15 protein-coding genes and 1 pseudogene are annotated in these 13,741 nt (G+C 42.3%); 12 read left to right on the top strand and 4 right to left on the bottom strand.

Going from position 1 to position 13,741, the window contains the following annotated elements; translation table 11 throughout:
* Positions 1–7 precede the first annotated feature (7 nt).
* Positions 8–508 carry a phosphatidylglycerophosphatase A gene (locus NSQ17_RS15470; RefSeq protein WP_024719755.1) on the bottom strand — a complete coding sequence of 167 codons (501 nt, stop codon included), beginning with the start codon at positions 506–508 and terminating at the stop codon, positions 8–10.
* A 113-nt stretch (positions 509–621) separates the two neighbouring features.
* On the opposite strand from NSQ17_RS15470, the gene yutH reads away from it, so the two are divergent.
* From yutH to NSQ17_RS15440, 6 genes are all read left to right on the top strand, one after another.
* Positions 622–1,662, top strand: a complete 1,041-nt coding sequence (gene yutH / locus NSQ17_RS15465) for a spore coat putative kinase YutH (RefSeq protein ID WP_035389301.1) — start codon at positions 622–624, stop codon at positions 1,660–1,662.
* A 74-nt stretch (positions 1,663–1,736) separates the two neighbouring features.
* Positions 1,737–2,705 (top strand): D-glycerate dehydrogenase, encoded by a 969-nt coding sequence (locus NSQ17_RS15460; protein WP_017367983.1) that lies wholly within the window; start codon positions 1,737–1,739, stop codon positions 2,703–2,705.
* Between the two features lie 222 nt (positions 2,706–2,927).
* Positions 2,928–4,229 (top strand): homoserine dehydrogenase, encoded by a 1,302-nt coding sequence (locus NSQ17_RS15455; protein ID WP_342467573.1) that lies wholly within the window; start codon positions 2,928–2,930, stop codon positions 4,227–4,229.
* Positions 4,229–5,290 (top strand): threonine synthase, encoded by a 1,062-nt coding sequence (gene thrC / locus NSQ17_RS15450; protein ID WP_048002236.1) that lies wholly within the window; start codon positions 4,229–4,231, stop codon positions 5,288–5,290. The genes NSQ17_RS15455 and thrC overlap by 1 nt, the downstream gene beginning before the upstream one ends.
* The gene (gene thrB, locus NSQ17_RS15445) at positions 5,287–6,219 is read left to right on the top strand and encodes a homoserine kinase (RefSeq protein ID WP_047945360.1); all 933 of its coding nucleotides are present in this window, start codon (positions 5,287–5,289) and stop codon (positions 6,217–6,219) included. The genes thrC and thrB overlap by 4 nt, the downstream gene beginning before the upstream one ends.
* A gap of 102 nt (positions 6,220–6,321) precedes the next feature.
* The gene (locus tag NSQ17_RS15440; RefSeq protein ID WP_342467572.1) at positions 6,322–8,292 is read left to right on the top strand and encodes a S9 family peptidase; all 1,971 of its coding nucleotides are present in this window, start codon (positions 6,322–6,324) and stop codon (positions 8,290–8,292) included.
* Positions 8,293–8,524: 232 nt separating this feature from the next.
* On the opposite strand, the pseudogene NSQ17_RS15435 reads toward NSQ17_RS15440, so the two are convergent.
* A pseudogene (locus NSQ17_RS15435) lies at positions 8,525–8,824 on the bottom strand (NifU family protein).
* A 121-nt stretch (positions 8,825–8,945) separates the two neighbouring features.
* Here NSQ17_RS15435 and NSQ17_RS15430 point away from each other — a divergent pair.
* Together NSQ17_RS15430 and NSQ17_RS15425 are read left to right on the top strand one after the other, a co-directional pair.
* A complete protein-coding gene (locus NSQ17_RS15430) occupies positions 8,946–9,275 on the top strand; it encodes a YuzD family protein (protein ID WP_008346819.1) in 330 nt (109 codons plus the stop codon).
* A 102-nt stretch (positions 9,276–9,377) separates the two neighbouring features.
* Positions 9,378–9,608 (top strand): hypothetical protein, encoded by a 231-nt coding sequence (locus NSQ17_RS15425; protein ID WP_008346816.1) that lies wholly within the window; start codon positions 9,378–9,380, stop codon positions 9,606–9,608.
* Positions 9,609–9,656: 48 nt separating this feature from the next.
* On the opposite strand, the gene NSQ17_RS15420 is transcribed toward NSQ17_RS15425, so the two are convergent.
* A complete protein-coding gene (locus NSQ17_RS15420; protein WP_039168948.1) occupies positions 9,657–10,724 on the bottom strand; it encodes an NAD(P)/FAD-dependent oxidoreductase in 1,068 nt (355 codons plus the stop codon).
* A gap of 255 nt (positions 10,725–10,979) precedes the next feature.
* Between NSQ17_RS15420 and NSQ17_RS15415 the strand changes: the two genes are divergently transcribed.
* From NSQ17_RS15415 to erpA, 3 genes are all read left to right on the top strand, one after another.
* Positions 10,980–11,216: a YuzB family protein gene (locus NSQ17_RS15415; RefSeq protein WP_008346813.1), complete on the top strand. Its 237-nt coding sequence runs from the start codon at positions 10,980–10,982 to the stop codon at positions 11,214–11,216.
* Positions 11,217–11,486: 270 nt separating this feature from the next.
* Positions 11,487–12,341: a diaminopimelate epimerase gene (gene dapF / locus NSQ17_RS15410; RefSeq protein WP_144665913.1), complete on the top strand. Its 855-nt coding sequence runs from the start codon at positions 11,487–11,489 to the stop codon at positions 12,339–12,341.
* A gap of 73 nt (positions 12,342–12,414) precedes the next feature.
* A complete protein-coding gene (gene erpA, locus NSQ17_RS15405; RefSeq protein ID WP_017358921.1) occupies positions 12,415–12,777 on the top strand; it encodes an iron-sulfur cluster insertion protein ErpA in 363 nt (120 codons plus the stop codon).
* Between the two features lie 121 nt (positions 12,778–12,898).
* Here erpA and NSQ17_RS15400 read toward each other — a convergent pair whose 3' ends face one another.
* Entirely contained in the window at positions 12,899–13,315 is a 417-nt protein-coding gene (locus NSQ17_RS15400; RefSeq protein ID WP_342467571.1) for a hypothetical protein, read from the bottom strand.
* Positions 13,316–13,517: 202 nt separating this feature from the next.
* On the opposite strand from NSQ17_RS15400, the gene NSQ17_RS15395 reads away from it, so the two are divergent.
* Positions 13,518–13,724, top strand: coding sequence for a hypothetical protein (locus NSQ17_RS15395; RefSeq protein WP_008346803.1), 207 nt, complete (start codon positions 13,518–13,520; stop codon positions 13,722–13,724).
* The last annotated feature ends 17 nt before the right edge of the window (positions 13,725–13,741 follow it).

Below are 13,741 nucleotides of genomic sequence, written 5' to 3'. Positions count from 1 at the left end.
TTGTGTTTTATTCTGCATTTCTCGCACTATGTGCAAGTCTGCTTGATGCTGCCGCAGCAATAGCACCGACAATGTCATCTAAAAAGGTGTGGCATTCGCCTGAGGATTTATCGTTGAGTTTTCCAAGAATCCCTGGTTTTTCTTTGTCGATATATCCGTAATTCGTAAAGCCGATGGAGCCATAAATATTAACGATGGCAAAGGATAAAATTTCATCCACACCATATAAACTTTCATCTGTTTCAAGAATGGATTGCAGCGGTTCTGTCAGCTTTTTTTGCTCAGCGAGAACATCTAGTTCAACGCCTGTTAAGATGGCATTTTGGACTTCACGTTTTGCGATGACACGTTCCACATTGTGGATGCACTCTGTCATGTCTAAGCCAGGATGATATTTTTCCTGTAAAAAGAAGACAAGGTCTGCTATATCTTGAATGGTTACGCCTCGTTCTTGTAAACGGCGTCTTGCTGTTTTTTCTACTTCGTTCATCTCATGATGATGCGGCATGTTCCTCACCCAATCCTCGTAATTTGTCCACAACGTGTGAAATAGCTTCGGATAGTAAATAGTATTCATAAATCCCTCAACCTGCGACTACGATATGATAAGAGACTGATTTTATGAACGCAGGTGAAATCATGAAAGAAACCATTTATCACACATTTGGTATTGATGTGCGTCAATTTATGCCATATGGCAGTTATCAGAGCTTTCAAACGGCGAAAGCTCTCTTCATCATTGTTCCCGTGTCTCATTTGCGAGAAGAAGAACTCACAGAGCTTTATCATATCAGTCAGTATTTACTGAATGACGGTGACCCATACGTTGCCGTGTTTGAATTAACAAACGAAGAGAAACCGACTTTTACCCATGGAAAAGAACTGTACGCTCTATTAAAGGCAGCACCGCGTGTTACAAGCCGCTCATTTCAGCACGCATCAGAGCTGGCGGCCTTTCATGTCAGGGGGAGAGGATTTCCTTATGAGGTGTCTGAAACAAAACGTGTCGGAGCTTGGAAGGAATTATGGGCAAAACGGTTAGACCAGCTGGAAGGCTTTTGGATGCAGCAAATGCATCAAAAACCACTTGAACGATTTGAAAAGAAATTCATTGAATCCTTTCCGTATTATCTCGGATTAACGGAAAATGCCATTCAATATTTAGTGGATACAGAGCTTGATGATGAACCAAAAGAATGTGATTCAGGAACTGTTTGTCATCAGCGCTTTTCACGTATGACCTGGCCACATGAGCAGCCGCTTCGTTTACCTGTTGACTGGGTATTTGACCATCCAACAAGAGATATCGCGGAATATTTAAGAGAAACCTTTGTCCAGCATAAGGAGGATTTAATTGAAGAGGGATTTTCCTTTTTGCAGCAATATGAGCAGGTTACGCCTCTTTCATCATTTTCAAAGCGACTGCTGTACAGCCGTCTTCTGTTTCCGCTTCATTATTTTGAAATTGTCGAAGGTTATTATATGTCAGGAGAAAATGAAAAATCTTATTATGAAGAACGATTAGATTACGTTTTAAATGATGCGAACCGCTACGAATATTTTCTCAAGGTGTTTCAAGAATTGAGTGCCATGCGCAGCGGTGGGCATCTCATTCCTCCTGTTGGATGGATTCATCAATCCGCTGATTTGAAGTTTCAGTGAACAGACGAAACGTCTCTTTTCTCTTGAGGCGTTTTTCGTTATGCTTAAAGAAATCAACCAAAGGAGTGTTCTTCTTGACGAAACCTTATGTTTATATCACAAGAAAGCTTGATGAAACAACACTTACACCATTAAAAGAAGTCGCTCATATTGATATGTGGACGAGCGAGGATGAGCCGTGTCCAAGAGAAGAGTTAGAAAAACAAGCGGCTCAAGCAGATGGGCTGCTCACGATGCTGTCAGATCAAGTAGATGAGGCACTTTTATCAAATGCTCCAAATCTAAAAGTGGTCGCGAATCTCGCGGTCGGCTATGACAATATTGATCTAAAGGCAGCTAAAAAGCACGGGATCACGGTATGTCATACACCGGACGTCTTAACAGAATCGACGGCTGATTTAGCCTTTGCGCTTTTGATGGCGTCAGCAAGACGAATTGTCGAAGCGAGTGATTGGATTAAGGATGGGAACTGGACAGGCTGGGGGCCGCTTCTTCTAGCTGGTGCTGATGTTCATCATAAAACGTTAGGGATTGTCGGAATGGGCAGTATTGGAACCGCACTGGCCAAGCGGGCAAAAGGTTTTGATATGAATGTTCTTTATCATAATCGTTCAAGAAAGCCAGAAGCAGAAGCGCAACTAGGTGTGACCTATGCCGCATTTGATGAGCTGCTTACGCAGTCTGATTTCATCGTTTGTTTGACGCCTTTAACGCCTGAAACGAAAGAAATGTTTAATAAGAAAGCATTTGAGCAGATGAAGAACACGGCTTACTTCATCAACGTTTCCAGAGGGCAGACGGTAGACGAAGATGCTTTATATGATGCTGTCACGACAGGAAAAATTGCAGGAGCAGGTCTGGATGTATTTAGCAAGGAGCCAGTCAGCCCAGATCACCCGTTAACGACATTACCAAATGTGACAGTGCTTCCTCATATCGGAAGTGCAAGTGTTGAAACGAGAAAAAACATGATGCATTTATGTGCTGAAAATATTGCGCTTGTCCTGCAAGATCAGCAAGCCAAAACGCCAGTTCAGGCGTAATCTCAAGCTTCCCGGCTTCGGGAGCTTTTCTCACAAAAATATTTTGAAAATATAGAATCTTGATATAAATAGCTGTTAAGCGGTTTCATTCTCATATTCTCTTATTTTATTACCTTGTCAAAATGAGGATACCCCTTTATAATGTGTGTACATTGAATGTCTGTGTTAGGTTAACAAATGTCTTTTTAGAGAGGACATTTACGGAGAAAGGTGGAATTTCAGGTGAAGGCAATTCGAGTTGGACTACTAGGATTAGGAACAGTGGGGAGCGGTGTCGTTAAGATTATTCAAGATCATCAGGATAAATTAATGCACCAGATCGGCTGTCCGGTAATAATACAAAAAGTGCTTGTGAGCAATCCCGATAAAAAAAGAGATGTGGATGTGGCAAGAGAGGTCTTCACAACTGAAGTATACGATGTGATTCGAGATCCAGAGATCGACGTCATTATTGAAGTGATGGGCGGCATTGAAGAGACAAAACAATATTTAATAGATGCACTAAATGAGAAGAAGCATGTCATTACAGCCAATAAGGATTTAATGGCGCTATATGGCACAGAGCTTTTACATGTAGCAAAAGAAAACGGCTGTGACCTTTACTATGAAGCGAGTGTCGCAGGTGGGATTCCGATTTTGCGTACACTAGAGGAAGGTTTAGCCTCTGACCGCATCACAAAAATGATGGGAATCGTGAACGGGACAACGAACTTTATTTTAACAAAAATGAATGTCGATAAAAGTGCGTATGAAGATGTATTAAAAGAAGCACAGAATCTTGGCTTTGCAGAAGCAGATCCGACGGCGGACGTAGAAGGGCTAGATGCGGCAAGAAAGATGGCCATCCTGGCAAGACTCGGCTTTTCCATGAATGTAGACTTAGAGGATGTGAAAGTGAAAGGCATCTCGGACATCTCGGATGAGGACATTAATTTCAGTAAACGTTTTGGCTACACAATGAAGCTGATCGGAATTGCTCAAAGGGATGGAGAGAAAGTGGAGGTCAGCGTACAGCCAACTTTACTTCCTGATCATCACCCGTTATCTTCCGTCAACAATGAATTTAATGCTGTCTATGTTTACGGAAGTGCTGTCGGAGAAACGATGTTTTACGGACCTGGAGCAGGCAGCCTGCCAACAGCAACAGCTGTAGTCTCTGATTTAGTCGCTGTTATGAAAAACATGCGTCTTGGTGTGAATGGCAGTGGATTTATTGCACCGCAATTTGAGAAGAAAATCAAATCATCATCCGAAGTATTTGCTCAGCAATTTTTAAGAATACATGTGAGAGATCAAGTCGGAGCTTTCTCCCGCATTACATCGATTTTTTCTGAAAGAGGCATCAGCTTTGAAAAGATCCTTCAGCTTCCTGTCAAAGGGCATGATGAGCTTGCTGAAATTGTGATTATTACACATCAAACATCAGAAGAAGATTTCTCAAATATCCTGCAAACATTAAACGATCTCGACGTGGTGGTTCAAGTGAAGAGCACGTACCGAGTAGAAGGGAACGGTTTAAGCTGATGAAGTGGAATGGACTCATTGAAGAATTTCAAGAATTCTTACCAGTAAACGAACACACACCTAAACTAACATTAAATGAAGGAAACACACCGCTGATTCATCTCGCAAAGCTATCTGAAAAGCTTGGGATTGAACTTCATGTGAAAACAGAAGGCGTCAACCCTACAGGTTCTTTTAAGGATCGCGGGATGGTCATGGCCGTCGCAAAGGCAAAAGAAGAAGGCAATGATACGATCATGTGTGCATCGACAGGGAATACGTCTGCGGCAGCAGCAGCTTATGCGGCGCGCGCTGATATGAAATGTATTGTCATCATTCCAGATGGAAAAATCGCCTTCGGTAAGCTGGCGCAGGCTGTCATGTACGGAGCAGAGATTATTGCCATTGACGGCAACTTTGATGATGCGCTGAAAATTGTCCGCAGCATCTGTGAAAAAGCTCCGATTGCACTTGTTAACTCCGTCAATCCATACCGAATTGAAGGACAAAAAACAGCGGCATTTGAAATCTGTGAGCAGCTAGGCTCCGCACCGGACGTACTGGCGATTCCTGTTGGAAATGCGGGGAATATTACAGCGTACTGGAAAGGCTTCAAAGAATATCATGAGAAAAAAGGCACGGGACTGCCAGTCATGCGTGGTTTTGAAGCAGAAGGAGCTGCAGCCATCGTTAGAAATGAAGTCATTGAGCAGCCAGAAACAGTCGCAACAGCCATTCGCATCGGAAACCCTGCAAGCTGGAAGCAAGCTGTAGCAGCGGCAGATGAATCAAACGGGAAAATTGATGAAGTGACAGATGAAGAAATTCTTCATGCCTATCAATTGATCGCACGTGAAGAAGGTGTGTTTGCAGAGCCAGGCTCTTGTGCATCAATTGCAGGTGTACTCAAACAAGTGAAATCTGGAGAAATTAAGCCAGGCAGTAAAGTCGTCGCTGTACTAACAGGAAACGGATTAAAAGATCCGAATACGGCGATTGATATTTCACATATCAAACCGGTCACACTGGATGCAGATGAAGATCAAATTCTGGAACATTTAGAAAAGGCCGCACGCGTATGAGTAACGCCTCCATGCTTTTTTCAATCACAGTACCGGGAAGCACTGCCAACTTAGGACCAGGCTTTGACTCAGTCGGAATGGCGCTCAGCCGCTATTTAAAGCTATCGGTCTATGACCATGATAGCTGGCTGTTTGAAGCAGAAACAGATGTCGTGTCTGGTATTCCATCAGGCACCGATAACCTGATCTACCAAACAGCTAAAAAGGTCGCAGATGACTTTGGAAAAACACTCCCGCCTGTTCATGTCAAAGTGTGGAGTGATATTCCATTAGCAAGGGGGCTGGGCAGCAGCGCTGCTGCTATTGTCGCCGCTATTGAGCTCGCCAATCAGTTGCTTGAATTAAAGATGACCGATGATCAGAAGCTCTTTTTTGCAAGTGAGGTAGAAGGTCATCCAGATAATGCGGGTGCCTCTTTATTCGGTGGTTTACTCATCGGTCTTCATGAAGAAGACAAGACACATGCCGTTAAAGTACAGCATGTGGATGTAGATGTCGTCGTCGTAATTCCTTTTTATGAAGTGCTCACAAAGGATGCCCGTGATGTCCTGCCAGAGGATTTTTCCTATAAACAGGCCGTGAACGCGAGTGCAGTGAGTAACGTCCTTGTCGCCGCCTTAATGACGCAGAACTGGCCGCTTGTAGGGGAAATGATGAATAAAGATTTATTTCATCAGCCATACCGCACGATGCTTGTCCCAGAGCTGTCCAAGGTGGAGCACGTTGCTTCATTAAAAGGCGCGTATGGAACGGCATTAAGCGGTGCTGGGCCGACTATTTTGACCTTAGTGGAAAAAGGGAAGGGAGAAGCGCTGAAAAAGCAGCTTGCCCAAAATTTCCCGCATTGTGAAGTGGATGTACTGACGGTGCCGGTAGAAGGTGTCGTCGTCGAGCATCATTCTGTGAATCAAATGAAGAACGTGCTGTGAAGACGCACGTTCTTTTTTTATCCTTGTTTTTCATAACAAAAGCAGGGATTATTATTTAGAGAAGCGAACTATTTTTGATACATAAAAGGAGGAGATCAATTGATGAAGAAATTGATAGCAGCAGAGGATTTAACACAAATCGTGTCTGTTTCTCATCCAGTTTATTCACCAGATGGAAAAAAGGCTGTTTTTACAAAAGTATCGGTGAATGAAAAAAAGGATGATTACAATATTCATTTATGGGTTCGAGATGAAGAGACAGGGGAGCTGTCTCAATGGACATTTGATGATGGAAAGCATCATCAACCAGCATGGTCAAAAGACGGAAAGCAGCTTGCGTTTATTTTGCAGAAGCCAAAGGAAGTCCCTCAGCTCGCACTCATTCAGAGCGATGGCGGCGGAATTCGTACCTTAACGAATATTCCTTACGGCGTCTCTCAACCTGTATTTTCACCGGATGGAGCGTTCATTTATGCAGCGGTCTCATTAAAACAAGAAGAATCTGTTCATGATGAAAAAAAAGAAGAGCGTGATGACTTTGCTCCGGCCGTATATGATGATTTGACTTATAAAGCAGATGGCAGAGGCTTTTTAGACGGGCGTCTGACGCAAATTGTAAAAATCGATGTCCGTTCCGGCGAGGTAGAGATGCTTACGAGTGAGCCGCATCATCATGTGAATCATGTCATCTCTCCTTGCGGGAAGTGGCTTGCGTATATTCAGTCAAATCCTCAGACGTTTTACATAAGTGATATCTGTCTCCTTTCCTTAGAGGACGGTACATCCAAGAAAATCACCCAATCAACAGGCGCTTACACGACTGTATCATTTTCTCCAAATGGAGAAAGCCTTTTGTACATTGGACACGAACGTGAATTTGAAAATGCGACCTTCCTGTCATTGTGGCTGCATGACCTGAAGGAGAAAAAGACCGTTCAATTGTCAGAAATGCTCGATATGTATGTAGGAAACTGTATGGCAGGGGATAGTGCTATGGGTGAGGCCAATCAGCTTCCACAATGGACAAAGGATAGTCAGGGGTTTTATGCGCTTGTTTCTGATCAAGGGAGTACCGGAATTTATTATTTCTCTATTGAAGGCTTAGCCTATCCCGTTCGTTTAGAGGCAGAACATGTGACGAATTTCAGTCTTCATCCAGACGAATCAAAAATGCTGATCAGCCGTCTTTCACCTGTCTCGCCTAGTGAGCTGTATGAGCTGACTTTAGGGGAATCCTCGCTCAAGCAAATCACGTTTGAGCATGATGACTTTCTAAAGGAACATGTCATATCCGAACCTGAACCAATTTCTTTCCAGTCAAAAGAAGGAGACGTTGTACATGGCTGGTTGATGAAGCCTGCTCAGATGGAAGAGGGGAAGACATATCCACTAATCTTAGAAATTCATGGCGGGCCGCATGCGATGTACGGTCATACGTATTTTCATGAATTTCAAATGCTCGCCGCTGAAGGGTATGCGATTGTGTACATCAATCCTCATGGCAGTCATGGGTACGGACAGATGTTTACGGACCGTGTAAGAGGCAGCTATGGTGACGTTGATTATGAGGATGTCATGCTGGCTGTTGATCATGTGCTCGAAGCTTATGACTTCCTTGATGAAACAAGGCTTGGCGTAACAGGCGGCAGCTATGGCGGTTTTATGACCAACTGGATTGTCGGACAGACAGACCGTTTCCGTGCAGCTGTTACACAGCGTTCCATTTCGAACTGGATTAGCTTTTATGGCATCAGTGATATCGGTTATTTCTTTACAAAATGGCAGATTGATGGGGATATTTATGACTCTGTTGATAAGCTATGGGATCGTTCGCCGCTAAAGTATGTAAAACAGGTGAAGACACCGCTTCTCATCCTGCACAGTGATGAAGACTACCGCTGTCCAGTCGATCAAGGAGAACAGCTTTTTGTGGCATTAAAGGAGCTTGGAAAAGACACGAGATTAGTCAAATTCCCGAAGGCTTCTCATGATTTATCGAGAAGCGGCCACCCTGGGCAGCGTATTCAAAGACTGACCTTTATTCAAGAATGGTTTAGAGAGAAGTTATCCTAATTAAAAAACGGCCCTGATTGGGTCGTTTCAGCGTGTAGACAAACCCTCGCATTCGGTGTCAGTCCTGCGTTCCGGTGCTCACGAATGTCAAATTCGCTCCGCGCCAGTACTCGTCCTTCCTAGACTGCAAAGGTTTTCTATCACACTGAAAACAAGACAAAGGGCTAAAATTAGCCCTTTGTCAACAATTAAAAAACGGCCCAGTAAGGGCCGTTTTCATGTCATATATGAATTAGAAAACCTGTTCAACTTCTACAACGCCAGGTACTTCTTCTAATAATGCGCGCTCAATACCGGCTTTCAATGTAATGGTTGAACTTGGGCAGCTGCCGCATGCACCAAGAAGGCGTAATTTCACAATGCCATCTTCAATGTCTACAAGCTCACAGTCTCCACCATCACGTAATAGAAATGGACGAAGTTTGTCCAGTACTTCCTGTACTTGGTCTTTCATTTCGACTTCAGTCATTAGATATAATCGCTCCTTTCACAACATATCACCATTATATTCATCTGGACGATAAAAATCTATTGATTGGTTTCAAAGTTTCCTTCTCATTATAGCACAATCTCATCTTGAAACAAAAAGTGATTTTGACTTTTTTCATACAGAAAATTCAGCTAAAATAAAGAAAGAATAGGGGGCTTGTCAAATGAACAAAACCGTTGATCTTTATGTATATGGAAGAGATGTCCTGTGCGCTAGCTGCGTGAATCTGCCTTCTTCAAAAGATACATTTGAGTGGTTAGATGCAGCATTAAAACGAAAATATCCAAATCAGCCGTTTCGCATCACATATATCGATATTGAGCACCCGCCTGAAAACGAACGCCAAAAAGAATTATCTGAAAGAATTCTTGATGATGAATTCTTTTATCCGCTTGTCCTTGTTGAGGATCAAATTGTAGGAGAGGGCAATCCGAAATTAAAAGATATTTATCAAGAAATGGAGAAATACGGGTACGAAGAGAGCAGTGAATGAGCTGTTCTTTTTTTAGAAAAATAAATCGAACATACGTTCCTTTTTTTAGGTTGATTTAGAACGTTTGTTCTTATATAATGAGAGGAAAGGAGCGTGAGCATCATGAATTATTTACTAAAACAATCTCTTCATCAACAAATACCGATTGATATGATTTATATGAAGAAAAATGGAGAGTGCTCGAAACGAAAAATCATTGTACATCGTCAAACTGAACAGTTCATACAAGCGTATTGTTTATCGAAGAAGACGATCAGAACGTTTCGTAAAGACTGCATCCTTGCGCTTGCTCCTATCAAAGTGAACCATCCATCGGCACATGCCGTTTCATAATAAAAGCTCCTTCATTAGAAGGAGCTTTGAGAAAAAATTCACATCATTTTATCCATTGTGATGCTTATACATCCAAAGAAGTCCAGATTTTAAGAGTCTTGGAACACGACCAACAAGCGGGCGATCCGCTACTAAGCCAAAGCCGGCTTTTTTCCCTAAAGAGCCGAGTACGCCTTTTAACTTAAACTGCGGGTAAGCCTCAGGAAGCGGCTCGTTCTTCCAGCGTTTCTGTAGAGATTGCACAATTTGCTCTGCCTGTGCCTCGGCAAGCTGTGCACTTGGTGCGTGCGGCAAGCTTGCGCAGTCACCTACGACATAGACATGCTCATCTCCAGGGAGATTGTGATGAGGAGTTAAGACGACACGGCCTTGGGCGTCTTTTTCAACATCCATATCTCGCACGACTTTACTTGGCTGAATTCCTGCTGTCCACACGATGACATCTGCTTCAATGGCATCGTCATGGTTGTACACAACTCCTTCTTCAACCTTCGTAATATTGGCGCAATTAATGATCTTTACATCATTTTCTTCAAACCATTTTTGTACATATAAACTTAATCTTTTTGGGAAACTGGAAAGAATCAGTTCTCCGCGGTCAAAAAGAATGATGTTTAAATCAGAACGGCTTTCACGCAGTTCACTGGCCAGCTCTACCCCGCTAAGTCCAGCACCGACGATACCAACCGTTGCACCTGCACTCAAATTGTTTAATTTGTTATACGTATGTCTTGACTGATCAATGGTTTGAATGCTGTATGTATGTTCTTTCGCACCAGGGACATTGTGATACTTGTCCTCACAGCCGAGTCCGATTACCGTATCATCATATGGAATCGGTTCACGGTCGCTAAATAAGATCTGTTTGTTTTCAATATCAATTTTTTCTACTTCCCCGTATTGAATATCCAGCTTTGGATGCTCTGGAAAAGATACTCGAATGTGATGATCAGAGATCGTTCCAGCAGCAAGTGCATAATATTCTGTTTTTAAACAGTGGTAAGGATTTCGATCAATTAATGTGATAGTAACATCATCAGGTAATTGATTTGGCAATAAGCGGTGGAGAACCCGCATATTCCCGTAACCTCCGCCGATCAAGACTAAATTTTTCATGACGATTCTCCTTTTCCCCCTAGACATTGAAAAACACTTATACTAAAAAACTTTAAGTTAAAATACCAAATAAAATTATATCGAATTTACTGTGAAACCACAATAATTGTTTCAAAATAACCTACATATTCATTACTTAGTCCTAAATAGTAAAACATTTTACGGGGAATAGGCGTAACGATTTATTGAAGCTCATGTTTTGACTAATAGAAGGAATTTCGGTAGGATAGTAAGGCAAATGTGAGGTGAAGCACAGTGTTTCCACTGATCGAATTTTGTGTAAGTAATCTTGCACAAGGGTCTCAAGAAGCAAAAGAGAAACTTGAAAAAGACCCAAACTTAGATGTAATGGAATACGGTTGTTTAAGCTACTGCGGCAAATGTATGGACTCCCCATTTGCCCTTGTGAATGGAGAATTTGTTTCTGGAGAAAATGCAGAGCAGCTAGTTGAGCGTATTTATGCTTTTATAGAGGAAAACGACATGTTTTAAATGCATCGCATGGGTCATGAGGTGCATTTTTTTCATATATTCAGTTTCCGTTTTTTAGGGGAAAATGTAGAAAGCGCATCCAATATGTTATGCTAATAAAATATCATCAAAATGAAGCATCACACGAGAGAAAAAGAGGCATATGCATAATAAAAGCCCTTTGCCATGGCAGCAAAGAGCTTCTATGTATGAAAAACGGGGGATGATAAGATTGTCTCCTGAATCGACTCCTTTTATACTATAAAGAAACAACATTTTTGGAGGACGCTCATGACATCATTTCAATTCACGAAAATGCACGGACTAGGAAACAATTATATATACGTCAATCAGATGAAGGAACAGCTTCCAGAAGAGCAGTTATCAGAGATAGCAATTCAGGTTTCTTCTGTTTACACAGGAATCGGTTCAGACGGAATGATCCTCATTTGTCCATCAGATGTTGCACCTGTGAAGATGCGCATTTTCAACAATGATGGATCAGAGGGGAAAAACTGCGGTAACGGTCTGCGTTGCGTTGCAAAATATGTGTATGAGCATCAAATCGTAACAGACACAACGTTTAAGATTGAGACATTGTCAGGACTCGTTGAAGCGACCGTTCATGTGCAGGGTGGTCATGTTCAGTTAGTGACAGTAGATATGGGTAAACCTCGTTTTGAAAAAGAAGCGATGCCGATGCTTGGTGAACCGGCCAGTACAACGATTAATGAACCGCTTGATTTTGGCACGACGACCTTAAATGGAACAGCTGTTTCAATGGGGAATCCCCATATCGTTTTCTATTTAGAAGACATTGAACAGGCGCCGCTCGATTCGCTTGGGCCAATTATTGAAAAGCATGACATGTTTCCAGAAGGCGTCAATGTAGAATTTGTGGAACGTGTCAGTGAAACGGAACTGCATTTTCGCGTGTGGGAAAGAGGATCAGGGATTACGCAAGCGTGCGGAACAGGAGCATGTGCTGCGGCTGTATCAACGATTGTGAATGGACATGCGAAAAAAGAAACGAATATGACCGTTCATCTAGCTGGTGGAGACCTCATCATTCGCTGGAAAGACAATGACCATGTGCTGATGACAGGACCTGCTGAAACAATTTGTGACGGCACATTCTATCTCTAAACCATTTATTTGAGAAAAGGCAACATCACGTTTATAATTGAAAAGAAACATCCAGTCAAAAGGAGGGATGATCGTGAGTACACCAGTAACGATTACAGAAGCTGCTGCATTGCAGATTAAAGATATGATGAAAGAACATGAAGAAGAAAATGCGTTCCTGCGAGTGGGCGTAAAAGGCGGCGGCTGCAGCGGTCTTTCATACGGGATGGGCTTTGACCATGAAGTCTCAGAGAAAGACACGCAGTTCGAACAGCAGGGCATCAAGGTCCTTGTCGACTCCGAAAGCCTTGACATCATGAACGGCACCATCATTGATTTCAAACAATCACTAATGGGCGGCGGTTTCACGATTGACAATCCGAACGCGATTGCGTCATGCGGATGCGGTTCTTCGTTCAGAACAGCCACGAATACCGGTACGCCGGAAGAGTGTTAACAACTGATCATGGATAATAATAAGCCTCCTTGTTCGTTTGTTCTTGTAACAACACGATTGAGGAGGCTTTTTGTTTGAAGAGGAAAGGTGACCAAAAAAGACACTCATTCCGCATCTCTTTTTATATAGCTTCTTCTATTTTCAAAAGTTCTTTATCCAAGACATCCACCAACTCTTGGGTGCTAAACATATAGATAACGACTTCTTTATTGCCATCTTCCACGTGGACTTCAATTTCAATTTTAATCTTTGCTGGTTTTTCATGGTACACCACTTCAAAGATGCCCATTTTTTTCGTTTCATTGTTTTTATTCATCTTTTGAACGTTGGTGAGTATCTGTTTGATTTCTTGATCACTCAAACCAGCATCTAAAACCGAAGTGGATACACGCTTTAAAAAAGGTTCTAGCTGATCAACATCCATATTCAATCCGGCAGCGAATTGAGCATAGTGTTTGTTATAGTCTTTTGCAAACACTTCAACTGAACCGCCAATCATCAGTAACAAGCTTAAACTAATCATGAAACGCTTTATCATCTTTCCACCTATCCTTCATGAAGATCTTCTACTTCCTATATCGGCTGAACCAATCAAACCTTCATTGATTCCATTCCTTCTTAAACAATTTGTAAATCGCTCAATTTTGTTACAGCTTGTCCTCACAACTGGCTATTTCCACTCGAAAAGAGTATCATGAGAACCAAACATAAACTGTCATCAGAAAAGAGGTTGCTGAGGTTTGAGTGAACAAATCAATTGCAGGAACTGTCATGAACTGATTCCGTATCGTTCGAAAACATGTCCATCTTGCGGGATAGACAAGCCGCTTCCGAAAAAGGAACGTGTGAAGGATCGGGTGATTTTGGTTGTGGCAGGAATTGTTGTGGTGTTACTTGCTGCAATGGTACTTGGAATGGCGAATGCCTATATTGGGATTTTTAAATAAACAAAAAAGGAGTTCCG

The sequence above is a fragment of the Bacillus sp. FSL W8-0629 genome, from assembly GCF_038593225.1.
Lineage (GTDB): Bacteria > Bacillota > Bacilli > Bacillales > Bacillaceae > Bacillus > Bacillus altitudinis.
The sequence above is the reverse complement of the archived record's forward strand: the minus strand, read 5'-3'. Positions and strand labels throughout refer to the sequence as shown.